This is a genomic window from Sanguibacter keddieii DSM 10542 (assembly GCF_000024925.1).
Lineage (GTDB): Bacteria > Actinomycetota > Actinomycetes > Actinomycetales > Cellulomonadaceae > Sanguibacter > Sanguibacter keddieii.
In genome coordinates, this window is record NC_013521.1 from 1 (window position 1) to 15,593 (window position 15,593).

Genomic DNA, 15,593 nt, shown 5'->3' on the forward strand with positions numbered 1-15,593 from the left:
GAAAACTATGTGGACAGCGTCTCCCCGTGCGAGACTGCTGGTCCAGTTCTCCACCGGGTGCACAGCACCGGCGCGGGGCTCGGCACTCGGGAGCGCGACACCCCTCCCGGGACATCGTGACCAACAGGAAGACCACGTGGCGACCACAGACGACAACATCAGCGAGATCTGGAAGCAGGCCATCGCCGAGCTCGAGGCCAGCCCGGACATCACGCCTCGCCAGCTGGCCTTCGTGAAGCTCGCCAAGCCGCTCGGGCTGTTCGACGGCACCGTGATCATCGCTGTCGCCAACGACCACACGCGCGACTTCCTCGAGACCCGGGTCCGTGCCGAGGTCGTCCAGGCGCTGTCGAACGCGCTGGGGCGCGACGCGCGCTTCGCGATCACCGTCGACCCCGAGCTCGGGTTCGACGAGGAGTCCTCCTCGACCACGTCGTCGCCGAGCACCACCGACGCGCCCGCACCGGCACCTGAGCGTCAGGGTCCCCCGGCCCACGCCGACATCGCCGAGATCTCCCGTCGCCGCGCCTCCATGTCGTCGGGCTCGGCAGGCAGCGGCTCGACCTCGGTCGAGCCCGCCCTGCTCAACCCGAAGTACCTGTTCGAGACCTTCGTCATCGGCTCGTCCAACCGCTTCGCCCACGCCGCGGCCGTCGCCGTGGCGGAGGCACCTGCCAAGGCCTACAACCCGCTGTTCATCTACGGCGACTCCGGTCTGGGCAAGACCCACCTGCTCCACGCGATCGGGCACTACGCCTACAACCTCTACCCCGGGGTCCGCGTCAAGTACGTCAACTCCGAGGAGTTCACGAACGACTTCATCAACTCGATCCGCGACGAGAAGGCCGGTGCCTTCCAGCGCCGCTACCGCGAGGTCGACTTCCTCCTCATCGACGACATCCAGTTCCTGCAGGGCAAGGAGCAGACGATGGAGGAGTTCTTCCACACCTTCAACACGCTCCACAACGCCAACAAGCAGGTCGTCATCACCTCGGACCTGCCGCCCAAGCAGCTCAACGGCTTCGAGGACCGGCTCCGGTCACGCTTCGAGTGGGGCCTCATCACCGACGTCCAGCCGCCCGACCTCGAGACCCGCATCGCCATCCTCCGCAAGAAGGCCAGCGGCGAGCGTCTCGCGGCGCCCGACGACGTCCTCGAGTACATCGCCTCGAAGATCTCGTCGAACATCCGCGAGCTCGAGGGCGCACTCATCCGCGTCACGGCCTTCGCGAACCTCAACCGGCAGCAGGTCGACCTCGCCCTCGCCGAGATCGTCCTCAAGGACCTCATCACCGACGACGACGCCTCGCAGATCACCGCTGGCAGCGTCATCGCCCAGACGGCGGCCTACTTCGGCCTGACGATCGACGACCTCTGCGGCAGCTCGCGCTCTCGGGTGCTCGTCACCGCCCGGCAGATCGCGATGTACCTCTGCCGCGAGCTCACGGACCTCTCGCTGCCCAAGATCGGTCAGCAGTTCGGTGGCCGCGACCACACGACCGTGATGCACGCGAACCGCAAGATCACCGAGCAGATGGCGGAGCGCCGGTCGACCTTCAACCAGGTCACCGAGCTCACGAGCCGCATCAAGCAGCAGCACCGCGGCTGACCTCCGCCCACCGTCCGCCAGCCCGCTCCGGCAGGCGGCGCGAGGTGGACGGGAGGTGTCGCGGAAGCAGCCGTGGGACGAATGTTCACAGCTGTGGACAGGCCTGTGGATAGCGGTGGACGACGCCCTTGGATCTTGTGGACGCGAACGGCGTTCACGGTGGACAGCCTGTGGCTCAAAAGTTGTCATCCACAGGCGCCCTTGGTCGTCCACAGTTCGGCAACAGCTGTGCACACAGCCAAAAAACGGTTCTGACCTGCGACGACGCCCTATCTCCACACGATTCACAACGGCTACTACGACTACGACTGCTCTCTCAGAAGACAATCGACTCACCTTCATCAGCCGAGCCCAGAAGTCCGAGATGAGCGCAAAGTGCTGTGCACACAGAGCTCCGGAAGAGCTCCGCGCAGTCTCGGTGAACACCCTTCACCGGGACCTTCGGACGACCTCGAGGCTCATCCACACCCTCGGTCGCCAGTCAGGGACGGACTCGCGTAAGGTTCAACCACGCGAGGGGGCTCGTCAGACGTGCCTGCTCCGGACGACCGTCTCGACCTCTGCTGCGTGCGCACCCCGTCAGGGCTGCCGCCGGTCCGGCCCGAGAAGGTCGGCGAAGGGCGCTGCACGCGCAGCACGACGAAGTCACCAGAAGATCAACGGACGTCGGGGCTCCTCCTGGACGGACACAAGACCTGCCCAGCGTGCAGGTCGAGGAAGGTGTGGGATGAAGTTCCGGGTTGAGCGCGACGTTCTTGCCGAGGCAGTCACCTGGACGGCTCGCACCCTGCCGACCCGCCCGCCTGCACCGGTCCTCGCCGGTGTCCGGATCGAGGCCTCTGCCGAGGGCACCCTCGGGCTCTCGAGCTTCGACTACGAGGTCTCGGCACGCTCGGAGATCCCCGCCGAGGTCTCAGAGCCCGGTGTGATCCTCGTGTCCGGACGCCTGCTCGCCGAGATCTCGCGTGCCCTCCCCGCCAAGCCCGTCGACTTCACCGTCGAGGGCACTAAGGTCACCGTCGTGTGCGGCGCGAGCCGGTTCACGCTCCTCACCATGCCGGTCGAGGACTACCCCGCGCTGCCCTCCATGCCCGAGATCAGCGGCACGGTCCAGGGCGACGAGCTCACCCACGCCGTCGCGCAGGTGACCGTCGCCGCGAGCCGTGACGACACCCTCCCCCTGCTCACCGGCGTCCGCGTCGAGATCGAGGGCGAGCGGATCACCATGCTGGCGACCGACCGCTACCGCCTCGCGCTCCGCGAGATGACCTGGAAGCCCGCGTCGCCGGACATCTCGACCGTCGCGCTGGTCCGCGCACGCACCCTGTCCGACGTCGCGAAGTCGCTCGGTGGCTCGGGCGAGGTCAACGTGGCCCTCTCCACCGGCACGGGCGTCGACCTCGTCGGCTTCGAGGCCGGCGGGCGCCACACCACCTCCCTGCTCGTCGACGGTGACTACCCCCACGTGCGACGGCTGTTCCCGGACGAGACCCCGATCCACGCCGTCGTGCCGACGCAGCCGCTGATCGACGCCGCCAAGCGCGTGGCTCTCGTGGCCGAGCGCAACACCCCGATCCGGATGAGCTTCTCCGAGGGCCAGGTCGTCCTCGACGCCGGCCAGGGCGACGACGCGCAGGCCTCCGAGGCGCTCGAGGCGGTCCTCGTCGGCGAGGACATCTCCGTGGCGTTCAACCCGCAGTTCCTGCTCGACGGGCTCGGCGCCCTCGGGACGGACTTCGTCCGGCTGAGCTTCACGCACCCGAACAAGCCGGTGGAGTTCACCGGACAGGACTCCCTCGACGGCGAGGACAGCTCTCACTACCGCTACCTGCTGGTCCCGATCCGGTTCGCCAGCTGAGCTTCCCTGAGGAGGGTGACATGCGCATCGGACTTGTCGGACTGGGCAAGATGGGCGCGAACATGCGTACCCGTCTGCGCGCCGGAGGAATCGACGTCGTCGGGTACGACCGCAACCCGGAGGTGACCGACGTCGGGTCCCTCGCGGAGCTGGTGGACGCGCTCCCCGCCGGCGAGAGGTTCGTCTGGGTCATGGTGCCCGCCGGCGACATCACGCACGGCGTGGTCAGCGCCCTCGCCGGGCTCCTCGCCCCGGGTGACACCGTCATCGAGGGTGGGAACTCGCACTACCAGGACGATGCCAGGCACGCGCAGGCACTCGCCGAGCACGGCATCGGGTACCTCGACGTCGGCGTCTCGGGCGGTGTGTGGGGCCTGGAGAACGGCTACGGCCTCATGGTCGGCGGTGACGCGGCGCTCGTCGAGCGTGCGCTCCCGGTCTTCGACGCCCTCCGCCCCGAGGGACCGCGTGACGAGGGCTTCGTGCACGCCGGGGCCGTCGGCGCGGGCCACTACGCCAAGATGGTCCACAACGGCATCGAGTACGGCCTCATGCAGGCCTACGCCGAGGGCTTCGAGCTGCTCGAGGCCAAGGACATCGTCACGGACGTCCCGGGCACCCTCAAGGCGTGGAGCCGCGGCACCGTCGTGCGCTCCTGGCTGCTCGACCTGCTCGTCAAGGCCCTCGAGGAAGACCCGTCCCTCGACGAGATCAGCGACTGGGTGGAGGACTCTGGCGAGGGCCGGTGGACCGTCGACGAGGCGATCGACTCGGCCGTGCCGCTCCCGGTCATCTCCGCAGCGCTGTTCGCACGGTTCTCCTCGCGCCAGGGCGCGTCCCCGGCGATGAAGGCCGTCGCGGCCCTGCGCCACCAGTTCGGCGGCCACGCCGTCCGTCCCGCAGGCCAGAGCCCCGAGTGACCACCGGTCCCCGGCGGTCCCGGCTGCTCTCCAGCGGCTGGTCCCCCGCCGGGGTCCGAGGTCCCCGCACGGGTCAGGCATGATCGACTGATGCACGTCTCTCACCTCTCGCTGCTCGACTTCCGCTCCTACACGCAGGTCGACGTCGAGCTCGAGCCCGGGGTCACGACCCTCGTCGGCCCGAACGGCCAGGGCAAGACCAACCTCGTCGAGGCCCTGGGGTACGTGGCGACGCTGGGCAGCCACCGCGTCTCCTCCGACGCCGCGCTCATCCGGGCCGGGGCGTCTCGCGCCGTCGTGCGCACCAGGATCGTGCGGGGCGACCGGGCGAGCGTCGTCGAGATCGAGATCGCCCAGGGTCGGGCCAACCGTGCGCAGCTCAACCGCTCCCCCGTGCAGCGCCCCCGCGACGTGCTGGGGATCGCCCGCACGGTGCTGTTCGCCCCGGAGGACCTCGTCCTGGTCAAGGGGGACCCGGACGCGCGCCGCCGGTTCTTGGACGACCTCACCGTGCTGCTGCTCCCCCGGATGGCCGGCGTGTTCTCGGACTACGAGCGCGTCCTGCGCCAGCGCAGCGCACTGCTGAAGTCTGCCGGTGCCGCGCGACGGTCCTCCAACCCGCCGGACCTGCGGACCCTCGACGTCTGGGACGCCAAGCTCGCACAGGTCGGCGCGCAGATCGTCGCGGTACGGCTCCAGCTCGTCGCGGCACTCCGGCCGCACGTCGCCGTCGCCTACGACCAGGTGAGCTCGGGGCAGGGCCACGCGGAGATCGCCTACAGGTCCTCGCTCGATGCGGTGCTCTCGGGCGTGGACGACCGGTCGATCTCCGGGCTCGCGGCAGAACCCGTGCCGGCACCGGACGCCGGTGCCGGAGCGCCGTCGTCAGAGCACCTCGAGGCCCGGCTGCTCGAGGCGCTCGCCGCCGTCCGCCCCAAGGAGCTCGAGCGGGGGGTCTGCCTGGTCGGGCCGCACCGCGACGACCTCACGCTCACGCTCGGCGGGCTCCCCGCCAAGGGGTACGCGAGCCACGGCGAGTCGTGGTCCTTCGCGCTGGCGCTGCGGCTCGCGTCGTACCGCCTGCTCACGGACGGGCCAGACCCGTCGACGGCGGAGGCCGCCTTCTGGTTCGCCGACACCGGCCCGGACACCGAACCGATCCTCGTGCTCGACGACGTCTTCGCCGAGCTCGACTCCCGCCGTCGTGGCCGGCTGGCGGAGCTCGTGGCCGGAGCGAGCCAGGTGCTCATCACGGCGGCTGTCGGCGAGGACATCCCCGCGCAGCTCGACGGCGCACGGCTCGCGGTGTCCGGGGGGACGGTGACCCGTGCCTGACCCCAGGGACGGGGCGGAGCCCGACGGCGGTGAGCAGCCGGAGGACGGGCCGAGGCTGCCCGACGACCGCCCCGTGAGCGAGATCATCGAGCTCAAGGCCCCCGGGGACGTCGCCCGTGAGGCCCTCAACCGTGCCCGCGCGGCCGCGAAGGCGAAGGGCCTCTACCCAGGTGCCCAGCGCCGCCGCATCCTCGCCGAGCCGCGCCGCAGCGGCCCCGGCAAGGACGGGCGCGACCCGAAGCTGTTCGCCGAGACGCTCTCCGCGTTCCTCGAGCAGCGTGGCTGGGTGCAGGAGGTGTCGGTCGGAGGGGTCATCGGGCGCTGGCGCGAGGTGGTGGGCGACGACATCGCGGACCACTGCGAGCCCGAGACCTTCGACAACGGGATCCTCACCGTGCGTGCCTCGTCCACGGCGTGGGCGACCCAGATCCGTCTGCTCGTCCCCCAGCTCCTCGGCGTCCTGGAGCGCGAGGTCGGCCAGGACGTGGTCCAGACGATCACCGTCCAGGGCCCAGCAGGACCCGGGTTCGGCAAGGGATTCCGCTCGGTCCAGGGCCGTGGTGCGCGCGACACCTACGGGTGACCGGCGCCCCCCGGTGCGACGCGAGCACGGCTGGCGGGGCCGGTCAACGGGCCCTCGTCGGCGCACCCGTCACCGCCCCGTGGGACGACCCGTGGGAAGGCCTGTGGAAATCGGCCTGTAATCACCGCGAATCAGCGTCTTTCCGGTAGACTGTGACGGTCATTCCGTCCGCTTTCCCGCAGGCGGAAAAGAGCAGCCGAACCGCTGCGGCAGCGCTGTCGGACCCCGGAGCACGTGAGGTCCGCCCGATGCGTGCTGTGTGCGCGCTGCAAGAGGACTAGGAGCACCACCAGCCGTGGCAGAACTCAACAACGCCGCCGATTCCGAGCCGTCGACCCACGTCCCCGGAACCGTCGACGGAGGGTACGGCGCCAGCGACATCACGGTCCTCGAGGGGCTCGAGGCCGTGCGCAAGCGCCCCGGCATGTACATCGGCTCGACCGGAGAACGCGGTCTGCACCACCTCGTCTACGAGGTCGTGGACAACTCGGTCGACGAGGCTCTCGCCGGGTACTGCGACCACATCGAGGTGACGCTGCTCGACGACGGCGGTGTGCGGGTCGTCGACAACGGACGAGGGATCCCCGTCGACATCCACCCGACCGAGGGGCGTCCCACGGTCGAGGTCGTCATGACGATCCTGCACGCCGGCGGGAAGTTCGGCGGCGGCGGTTACGCGGTGTCGGGCGGTCTGCACGGCGTCGGCATCTCCGTGGTGAACGCGCTGTCGACGCGCGTCGAGACCGTCGTCCGGCGCCAGGGCTTCACGTGGCACCAGTCCTTCGCCGACGGTGGCAAGCCCGTCGGGGAGCTCCGCAAGGGCGACGCGACCGACCAGACCGGCACGCAGCAGACCTTCTGGGCCGACGGCAGCATCTTCGAGACCACCCGGTACGACTTCGAGACGCTCCGCGCGCGCTTCCAGCAGATGGCCTTCCTCAACAAGGGGCTGCAGATCTCGCTGACCGACGAGCGCTCCGACGTCGCCGAGACCGACGACGAGGTCACCGGTGCCGAGGACGGCGAGGGTGCCGGCGCGCAGGCGCGCACCGTCGTCTACAAGTACGACCGCGGCCTGCTCGACTACGTCGCCCACCTCAACTCCGCCAAGCGCGTCGAGATCGTCCACGAGGACATCATCGCCTTCGAGTCGGAGGACACCGAGCGCCGGATCTCGCTCGAGGTCGCGATGCAGTGGACCAACGCCTACTCGGAGTCGGTCCACACCTACGCCAACACCATCTCCACCACCGAGGGCGGAACTCACGAAGAGGGCTTCCGCGCCGCGATGACGTCCCTGGTCAACCGCTACGCGCGGGCCAAGGGCATCATCAAGGAGAAGGACGACAACCTCACGGGCGACGACATCCGCGAGGGCCTCACGGCCGTCATCTCGATCAAGCTCGGCGAGCCGCAGTTCGAGGGCCAGACCAAGACGAAGCTCGGCAACACCGAGGCCAAGACCTTCGTCCAGTCGGTCGTCAACGAGCAGCTCGGCGACTGGCTCGACTCGCACCCGGTCGAGGCCAAGGACATCATCCGCAAGGCGATCCAGGCCTCGCAGGCGCGCCTCGCCGCCCGCAAGGCCCGCGAGGCCACCCGCCGCAAGGGGCTCCTCGAGTCGGGTGGTATGCCGGGCAAGCTCCGCGACTGCCAGTCGAACAAGCCCGAGGAGTGCGAGGTCTACATCGTCGAGGGTGACTCGGCAGGTGGCTCCGCGGTCCGCGGGCGCAACCCGCGCACCCAGGCGATCCTCCCCATCCGAGGCAAGATCCTCAACGTCGAGCGTGCGCGCCTCGACAAGGCGCTGGGCAACCAGGAGGTCCAGGCGCTCATCACGGCCTTCGGGACCGGTATCGGCGAGGACTTCGACATCGCCAAGCTGAGGTACCACAAGATCGTGCTCATGGCCGACGCCGACGTCGACGGCCAGCACATCTGCACCCTGCTGCTCACGCTGCTGTTCCGCTACATGCGCCCGCTCATCGAGCACGGCATGGTCTACCTCGCGCAGCCGCCGCTGTACCGCATCAAGTGGTCCAACGCCGAGCACGACTACGTGTACTCCGACCGTGAGCGCGACGAGTACATCGCCGCAGGGCTCGCGAACGGCAAGCGGATCCCCAAGGACAACGGCATCCAGCGCTACAAGGGTCTCGGCGAGATGGACTACTCCGAGCTCTGGGACACGACCATGGACCCCGACCACCGCACGCTGCTGCAGGTCACGCTCGACGACGCGGCCGCCGCGGACGAGATCTTCTCCGTGCTCATGGGCGAGGACGTCGAGTCCCGCCGCAACTTCATCCAGCGCAACGCCAAGGACGTCAGGTTCCTGGACATCTAGCGACAGTCGTGACCGGCCCCGGCCGGTCGTACGACCACGCAGCCCTGACGACCTGACACCGATACGGCGATCGCGCCGGACCGAGAACGAGGAACACCGTGACAGACGATCTGACACCTGAGCCCAGCACTCCCGAGATCCTCGGCGAGAACGGGCTCGCCATCGAGCACGGACGCATCCAGAGCGTCGACCTCCAGCTCGAGATGCAGCGCTCCTACCTCGACTACGCGATGAGCGTCATCGTCGGACGAGCGCTCCCCGAGGTGCGCGACGGGCTCAAGCCCGTCCACCGGCGCGTGCTCTACGCGATGTACGACGGCGGCTACCGCCCCGACCGCGCGTTCTCCAAGTGCAGCCGCGTCGTCGGCGACGTCATGGGGAAGTTCCACCCGCACGGTGACACCGCGATCTACGACGCGCTCGTGCGCCTCGTGCAGGACTGGTCGCTGCGCTACCCGCTCGTCGCCGGCCAGGGGAACTTCGGCTCCCCCGGCAACGACCCCGCGGCTGCCCCGCGGTACACCGAGTGCCGGATGGCGCCGATCGCCATGGAGATGGTCCGGGACATCGACAAGGACACCGTCGACTTCCAGGACAACTACGACGGCCGCACCCAGGAGCCGTCGATCCTGCCGTCGCGGTTCCCGAACCTGCTGGTCAACGGCTCCTCCGGCATCGCCGTCGGCATGGCGACGAACATCCCGCCGCACAACCTCCGTGAGGTCGCCGAGGGTGTCCAGTGGTACCTCGACCACCCGGACGCCTCGCCCGAAGAGGTCCTCGACTCGCTCATCCGCATCATCAAGGGCCCGGACTTCCCCACCGGCGCGACGATCCTCGGCCACCGTGGCATCGAGGACGCGTACCGCACCGGCCGCGGCTCGATCACCATGCGCGCGATCGTCAACGTCGAGGAGATCCAGAACCGGATCTGCCTCGTCGTCACCGAGCTGCCGTACCAGGTCAACCCCGACACCCTCGCGCTGAAGATCGCCGAGCTCGTCAAGGACGGGCGCGTCCAGGGGATCGCCGACATCCGCGACGAGACCTCGGGCCGCACCGGCCAGCGCCTGGTGATCGTGCTCAAGCGCGACGCCGTCGCGAAGGTCGTGCTCAACAACCTCTACAAGCACACGCAGCTGCAGGACAACTTCGGCGCGAACATGCTCGCGCTCGTCGACGGCGTGCCGCGCACGCTGAGCATCGACGCGTTCATCCGCCACTGGGTCGCCCACCAGCTCGAGGTCATCGTCCGTCGCACGGCGTTCCTGCTGCGCGAGGCCGAGTCGAAGATCCACATCTTCCGCGGGTACCTCAAGGCCCTCGACCGCCTCGACGACGTCATCGCGCTCATCCGCCGCTCCCCCGACGCCGACCGCGCGCGCCAGGGCCTCATCGAGATGCTCGACATCGACGAGATCCAGGCGACCGCGATCCTCAACATGCAGCTCCGCCGCCTCGCGGCCCTGCAGCGCCAGGAGATCATCGACGAGCACGACAAGCTCGAGAAGGAGATCCTCGAGTACCAGGACATCCTCGCGAAGGAGTCGCGCCAGCGTCAGATCGTCTCCGACGAGCTGAACGAGCTGGTCGCGAAGTACGGCGACGAGCGTCGCACCACGGTCCTCCCGCACGCCGGCGAGGTCTCGATGGAAGACCTCATCGCGGAAGAAGAGATGGTCGTCACCATCACCCGCGGCGGCTACGCCAAGCGCACGCGCAGCGACAACTACCGCGCGCAGAAGCGTGGCGGCAAGGGAGTGCGTGGCGCCCAGCTGCGCGAGGACGACATCGTCGACCACTTCTTCGTCACGACGACGCACCACTGGCTGCTCTTCTTCACCAACCTCGGCCGCGTGTACCGCGCCAAGGCGTACGAGCTGCCCGAGGGCGGCCGCGACGCCAAGGGTCAGCACGTCGCCAACCTGCTGGCGTTCCAGCCGGGCGAGAAGATCGCCCAGGTCCTCGACCTGCGCGACTACGACGTCGCCGACTACCTGGTCCTGGCCACCCGTCGCGGGACCGTCAAGAAGACCCGGCTGTCCGAGTACGACTCCAACCGCAGCGGTGGCGTCATCGCCATCAACCTGCGCGAGGACGCAGACGGCCAGCCGGACGAGCTCGTCTCGGCACGCCTGGTCGACGCGACCGACGACCTCATCCTCGTCTCGCGCAAGGGCCAGTCGATCCGCTTCACCGCGAGCGACGAGGCCATGCGCCCCCTGGGACGTGCCACCTCAGGCGTCACCGGCATGAAGTTCCGCGAGGACGACGAGCTGCTCGCCATGGACGTCGTCCGTGACGGTGCGCACCTGTTCGTCGTCACCGAGGGCGGTTTCGCCAAGCGCACGAGCGTCGACGAGTACCGGGTGCAGGGCCGTGGAGGCCTCGGCATCAAGGTCGCCAACCTCGTCGAGGCCCGTGGAGATCTTGTGGGGGCTCTGGTCACGGACGAAGATGACGAGGTCCTGGTCATCATGGAGCGTGGCAAGATCGTGCGATCTGCTGTGAACCAGGTGCACCTCACCGGGCGAACCACGCAGGGCGTCACCTTCGCGAAGCCCGACAAGAACGACCGCATCATCGCGGTCGCGCGCAACGTCGAGCGTAACCTGGGTGACGACATCGACTCAGAAGAGTCCGGTGAGGGATCTGACGGGGGCGCCGTGACCACGAGCGACGACCAGCAGCACCCTGACGACGCCGTCGTCACCCCGGACCTGAGCACCGGATCCGAGGAGGACGCATGAGCGGCGACGCCACCGGCAAGCCCACCACAGCGGGCAGCAAGCCCACGCAGGGCAGCTCGTCCTCGCGACCGCCAGCACCACCGGCGCCGCCCGCGAGCCAGAACCCGCCCTCCGTGCCGCCCAAGAAGGCTCCGGGCAGCGCCTCGCCCACCTCGGCAGCCGGCGCCACCAAGGTCTCCGGGTCCTCGAAGCCCGCTGGCGCGACCAAGCCCTCTGGGCCGTCGACATCGACCGGTGCGCAGAGTGCCGTGAAGACACCTGCGAAGGCCGCGAGCACGTCGACGAAGCCCTCCACGGGGGCCACGAGCACGGCCCCGCCGGCGACGGGGCCCAGCAAGGTCGGGACGGTCACGGCCGCCACGCCGACCGCCGTGCCCCGCACCAGCACTCCCGGGGTGCCCTCAGCGACGCCGGCAGCGTCGACGACGCAGACCAGCCCGGCCGTGAAGAAGGCTGCCGCGGGTCCCCGACGCGTCCGTCTCGCCGTCGCACGGATCGACCCGTGGTCGGCCATGAAGCTCTCGTTCCTGCTCTCGATCGCTCTCGGCATCATGATGATCGTCGCGACCATCGTGTTCTGGATGGTGCTCGACGGCATGTACGTGTTCACCGAGGTCGACAGGCTGGTCCAGGAGGTCCTCGGCGACACCGCCGACGTCAACGTCCTCCAGTACGTCGAGTTCAAGAGGGTCGTGTCGCTCGCCACGATCATCGCCATCGTCGACATGGTGCTGCTCACAGCGCTCGCGACGATCGGGGCATTCCTGTACAACGTGGTCGCCTCGCTCGTGGGCGGTGTGCACCTCACGCTCATCGACGAGTAAGATCATCGAGCGCAAGACCGGCTCTCAGAGGTGACAGCGGCTCAGTTTGAGCCGCACGTCCCTCGTGGGGTAAGGTCAAGCGCTGCACCACGGAGGCCCTAGGCCGCCTGACGTGCGCACGGGCCTTTAGCTCAGGCGGTTAGAGCGCTTCGCTGATAACGAAGAGGTCGGAGGTTCAAGTCCTCCAAGGCCCACTGTCGGAACCCACCAGAGGGGGAACGTATGAAGAAGCTGTTGTTCACGCTGGCCGTAGCAGGCATCGGGTACGCCGTCTGGCGCAAGTACACCGAGGACAACGCAGAGCGTGACCTGTGGTCTGAGGTCACGGACACGTTCCAGTAGTCCGGCACGACGCGCACCTGGTGCGCTGGGGGCCATGGCGCAATTGGTAGCGCACCTGCTTTGCAAGCAGGGGGTTAGGGGTTCGAGTCCCCTTGGCTCCACAAGAACACAGCACGAACAAGAACACCCCGCCGGTCATCCGGCGGGGTGTTCTGCGTCTCAGGGCCCGGAGGCGCAGGGCAGGGTGCTGCGGAGCCCTGTGAGTGCCGGTGCCAGCCTCCCCGGCAAGGCGCCGTGCGTTGCATCCCGGACATGACGACGGCCACGACTCGGGAAGAGCCGTGGCCGTCGTCCGTCGCCCCGACAGAGGCTGCGAGAGCTACTTGCTGGTGCCCTCGGTGCCGGTGGACTCGTGGGAGTCGGGGGCGTTCTGGCCGGCCTTGTTCACGGCCTGGTCCTCGTCGTCGGCGGTCTTCTCGCCGATCTTCGTGGCGACGGCCTCGCCCGCCTTCTTGGCGGAGTCGGCAGCGTTCTCGCCAGCCTCGGCGAGGTCCTCACCGGCGGACTGTGCGGACGACTTCGCGCGCGAGGTCGTCTTCTTGGCGGTGGCCTTGGCCTCGGAGAGCTTGTCGGCGACCTTCTCCGAGAGGTCCTCGGCCTTGTCGGCGACCTTGCCCGAGACCTCGCGGGTCTTGGCGACGGCAGCTCCGGCAGCCTCGCCGACGGCCTCGGCAGCGTCGCCCACGGCGCGCTCGGCCTGGTCCGCGGTGCTGGAGTCGACCTTCTCCCACGGCTCGGCCCACGGGTCCGTGGTCGGCTGGGCACGGCGCCACAGGACGAGAGCCCCGCCCGCAGCGGCGACGCCTGCGACGACCCACCAGCCCTTGCCGGACTTCTTCTGCTTCTTCTTGGTGTGCTTCTCGACCGCGTGGACCGCGTCGGAGAGCTTGATCGGTGCCTTCTCCGAGGCGGCCTTGATCGACTCGGCCACGTGCGACGCACCGGCGGAGGCCTTGGAGGCGACGATGCTCGCACCCTCACCCGTGGCGTCGGCAGCGGTGCGGGTGGCGTCTGCGGCGTTCTTGGCGGCGTCGTTGAGCGCGGCGACGATCTTGGGGAACAGATCGTCGACGAGCTTGTCGTGCGCGCTGTCGATGACGGGGGAGGCCTTGCCGGCGGCCTTCTCGACGGCGGGGGCAGCAGCCTTGACCGACTCGTTCCAGGCCTGCTCGAGGCGCGGCGTGACCCACTCGACGAAGGCCTCGACCTTCGGGGTGCCCCAGTCCTTGGCCTGCAGCGCAGCCTCGCGGGCCTGCCCGGCGACGACGGTCGCCTTCTCGCCGGCCTGGTGCGCACCGTCAGAGAGGACCGACGCCAGGTCAGCGGCCTGGTCCTTGATCTTGTCGGTGTCGATCTTGTCGCTCGTAGCCTTGGCCGAGCCCTTGATTCCGTCCAACATTGAATAACTCCCTGAGGGTAGTGGGATGCACCTACCACCACTCTGCCACCTCAGGGGCGAGCACGCAGCGGAGCCGTGCGTGGGCGTCCTGTGACGACTCTGAGGCGTCCTGCCCACAGGACGGGCGTCCGTGGAAGAATGGCGGCATGTTCGCAACCCTCCACACCACTGCTGGTGACATCCGTATCGAGCTGTTCCCCAACCACACGCCGAAGACGGTGCAGAACTTCACCGGTCTCGCGACCGGTTCCAAGACCTGGACGGACCCCAAGACGGGCGCCGAGAGCAACGAGCCGTTCTACGACGGCCTCATCTTCCACCGCGTCATCCCGGGCTTCATGATCCAGGGTGGCTGCCCCCTCGGCACCGGTACCGGAGACCCCGGCTACAAGTTCGACGACGAGATCCACCCCGAGCTCTCGTTCAACAAGCCCTACCTGCTCGCCATGGCCAACGCCGGCACCCGCCGCAACGCCATCACCGGCCAGCCCGAGGGCACCAACGGCTCGCAGTTCTTCGTGTCGGTCGAGGCCACCCCGTGGCTCAACGGCAAGCACACCATCTTCGGTGAGGTCGCCGACGACTCGAGCCGTGCCGTCGTCGACGCGATCGCCTCCGCGGCCACGCGCCCCGGCGACCGCCCGGTCGAGGACATCACCATCACGTCCGTCACGATCGAGGACTGAGCGGCTCCTCGCCGCTGCCCGACCGACGCATGAGCACTCCGAGCACGCCGCACGGGGCGGCCGACCAGACCGTCCCCACCTGCCCGAGGCACCCTGACCGCGTGAGCTACGTACGCTGCCAGCGGTGCGGCAGGCCGTCGTGCCCGGAGTGCTCTGTGCCGGCCTCCGTCGGCGTCCAGTGCGTCGACTGCGTCCGCGAGGCGCAGCGCAACGCCCCCGTGCACCGCACCGCCCTCGGTGCGCCGCTGCGCGGCGGGCGGCCCGTGGTCACCTGGACCATCATCGGGCTCTGCCTCGCCAGCTACGTCCTCCAGCTCGCAATGGGGTGGGGCGGCTGGACGAGCCGGCTGGCCTTCTCGCCCGCCCTCGGCGAGATCGAGCCGTGGCGTTTCGTCACCGCCGCCTTCGTGCACTCCACGAGCTTCTTCCACATCGCGCTCAACATGTACGCGCTGTGGATCGTCGGCCCCTACCTCGAGAACCTCCTCGGTCGGGTCCGGTTCACCGCCCTCTACCTGCTCTCCGCGATCGGCGGGCAGGTCGCGGTGGTCCTCCTCGCTGACCCTTCCGGTGCCTCGTGGTTCACCGGGACCGTCGGAGCCTCCGGCGCGGTGTTCGGCCTGTTCGGCGCGATCTTCGTCGTCATGCGCAAGATGGGGCAAGAGGCCCGCGGGATGCTCGTGATCATCGGCCTCAACCTCGTGGTCGGGTTCGTCGTCCCGAACATCTCCTGGCAGGGGCACCTCGGTGGGCTCGTCACCGGGACCGTGCTCGGTGCCGTGTACGCCTACGCGCCGCGCGAGCGGCGCACCGTGGTGAGCGTGCTCGTCACGGTCGTGGTCGCCGTGGTGCTGGTCGGTGCGGCCCTGCTGCGTTATTCACAGGCGTAGAGCTCGCTGTCCACAGCGGTGGGGATACTCGGGTGCGATCGGCAGGATCT

12 protein-coding genes and 2 tRNA genes are annotated in these 15,593 nt (G+C 69.0%); 13 read left to right on the forward strand and 1 reads right to left on the reverse strand.

The window, feature by feature from the left end; genetic code table 11:
* The first annotated feature begins 136 nt into the window (after positions 1-136).
* From dnaA to SKED_RS00050, 11 genes are all read left to right on the forward strand, one after another.
* On the forward strand, positions 137-1,609 hold the full coding sequence (dnaA, locus tag SKED_RS00005; RefSeq protein WP_012865049.1) for a chromosomal replication initiator protein DnaA: 1,473 nt from the start codon (positions 137-139) through the stop codon (positions 1,607-1,609).
* Between the two features lie 727 nt (positions 1,610-2,336).
* Positions 2,337-3,467, forward strand: a complete 1,131-nt coding sequence (gene dnaN, locus SKED_RS00010; protein WP_012865050.1) for a DNA polymerase III subunit beta — start codon at positions 2,337-2,339, stop codon at positions 3,465-3,467.
* A 20-nt stretch (positions 3,468-3,487) separates the two neighbouring features.
* The gene (gene gnd / locus SKED_RS00015; protein WP_012865051.1) at positions 3,488-4,387 is read left to right on the forward strand and encodes a phosphogluconate dehydrogenase (NAD(+)-dependent, decarboxylating); all 900 of its coding nucleotides are present in this window, start codon (positions 3,488-3,490) and stop codon (positions 4,385-4,387) included.
* 90 nt (positions 4,388-4,477) lie between these two features.
* Positions 4,478-5,722 (forward strand): DNA replication/repair protein RecF, encoded by a 1,245-nt coding sequence (gene recF, locus SKED_RS00020; protein ID WP_012865052.1) that lies wholly within the window; start codon positions 4,478-4,480, stop codon positions 5,720-5,722.
* Entirely contained in the window at positions 5,715-6,305 is a 591-nt protein-coding gene (locus SKED_RS00025) for a DciA family protein (RefSeq protein WP_012865053.1), read from the forward strand. The genes recF and SKED_RS00025 overlap by 8 nt, the downstream gene beginning before the upstream one ends.
* A gap of 295 nt (positions 6,306-6,600) precedes the next feature.
* Positions 6,601-8,652: a DNA topoisomerase (ATP-hydrolyzing) subunit B gene (gene gyrB / locus SKED_RS00030; RefSeq protein WP_012865054.1), complete on the forward strand. Its 2,052-nt coding sequence runs from the start codon at positions 6,601-6,603 to the stop codon at positions 8,650-8,652.
* Between the two features lie 98 nt (positions 8,653-8,750).
* Positions 8,751-11,402: a DNA gyrase subunit A gene (gene gyrA / locus SKED_RS00035; RefSeq protein WP_012865055.1), complete on the forward strand. Its 2,652-nt coding sequence runs from the start codon at positions 8,751-8,753 to the stop codon at positions 11,400-11,402.
* Positions 11,399-12,226 carry a DUF3566 domain-containing protein gene (locus SKED_RS20450; RefSeq protein ID WP_012865056.1) on the forward strand — a complete coding sequence of 276 codons (828 nt, stop codon included), beginning with the start codon at positions 11,399-11,401 and terminating at the stop codon, positions 12,224-12,226. The genes gyrA and SKED_RS20450 overlap by 4 nt, the downstream gene beginning before the upstream one ends.
* Before the next feature lie 120 nt (positions 12,227-12,346).
* Positions 12,347-12,420, forward strand: a tRNA-Ile gene (locus tag SKED_RS00045).
* 28 nt (positions 12,421-12,448) lie between these two features.
* Complete coding sequence (locus SKED_RS20455) at positions 12,449-12,568, forward strand: DLW-39 family protein (RefSeq protein ID WP_012865057.1); 120 nt, start codon at positions 12,449-12,451, stop codon at positions 12,566-12,568.
* A gap of 28 nt (positions 12,569-12,596) precedes the next feature.
* A tRNA-Ala gene (locus SKED_RS00050) sits at positions 12,597-12,669 on the forward strand.
* A 218-nt stretch (positions 12,670-12,887) separates the two neighbouring features.
* On the opposite strand, the gene SKED_RS00055 is transcribed toward SKED_RS00050, so the two are convergent.
* The gene (locus SKED_RS00055; protein ID WP_012865058.1) at positions 12,888-13,967 is read right to left on the reverse strand and encodes a hypothetical protein; all 1,080 of its coding nucleotides are present in this window, start codon (positions 13,965-13,967) and stop codon (positions 12,888-12,890) included.
* 146 nt (positions 13,968-14,113) lie between these two features.
* Here SKED_RS00055 and SKED_RS00060 point away from each other — a divergent pair, with 146 nt between their 5' ends.
* On the forward strand, positions 14,114-14,653 hold the full coding sequence (locus tag SKED_RS00060; RefSeq protein ID WP_012865059.1) for a peptidylprolyl isomerase: 540 nt from the start codon (positions 14,114-14,116) through the stop codon (positions 14,651-14,653).
* A 155-nt stretch (positions 14,654-14,808) separates the two neighbouring features.
* Positions 14,809-15,543 (forward strand): rhomboid family intramembrane serine protease, encoded by a 735-nt coding sequence (locus SKED_RS00065; RefSeq protein ID WP_342626429.1) that lies wholly within the window; start codon positions 14,809-14,811, stop codon positions 15,541-15,543.
* Positions 15,544-15,593: the final 50 nt, after the last annotated feature.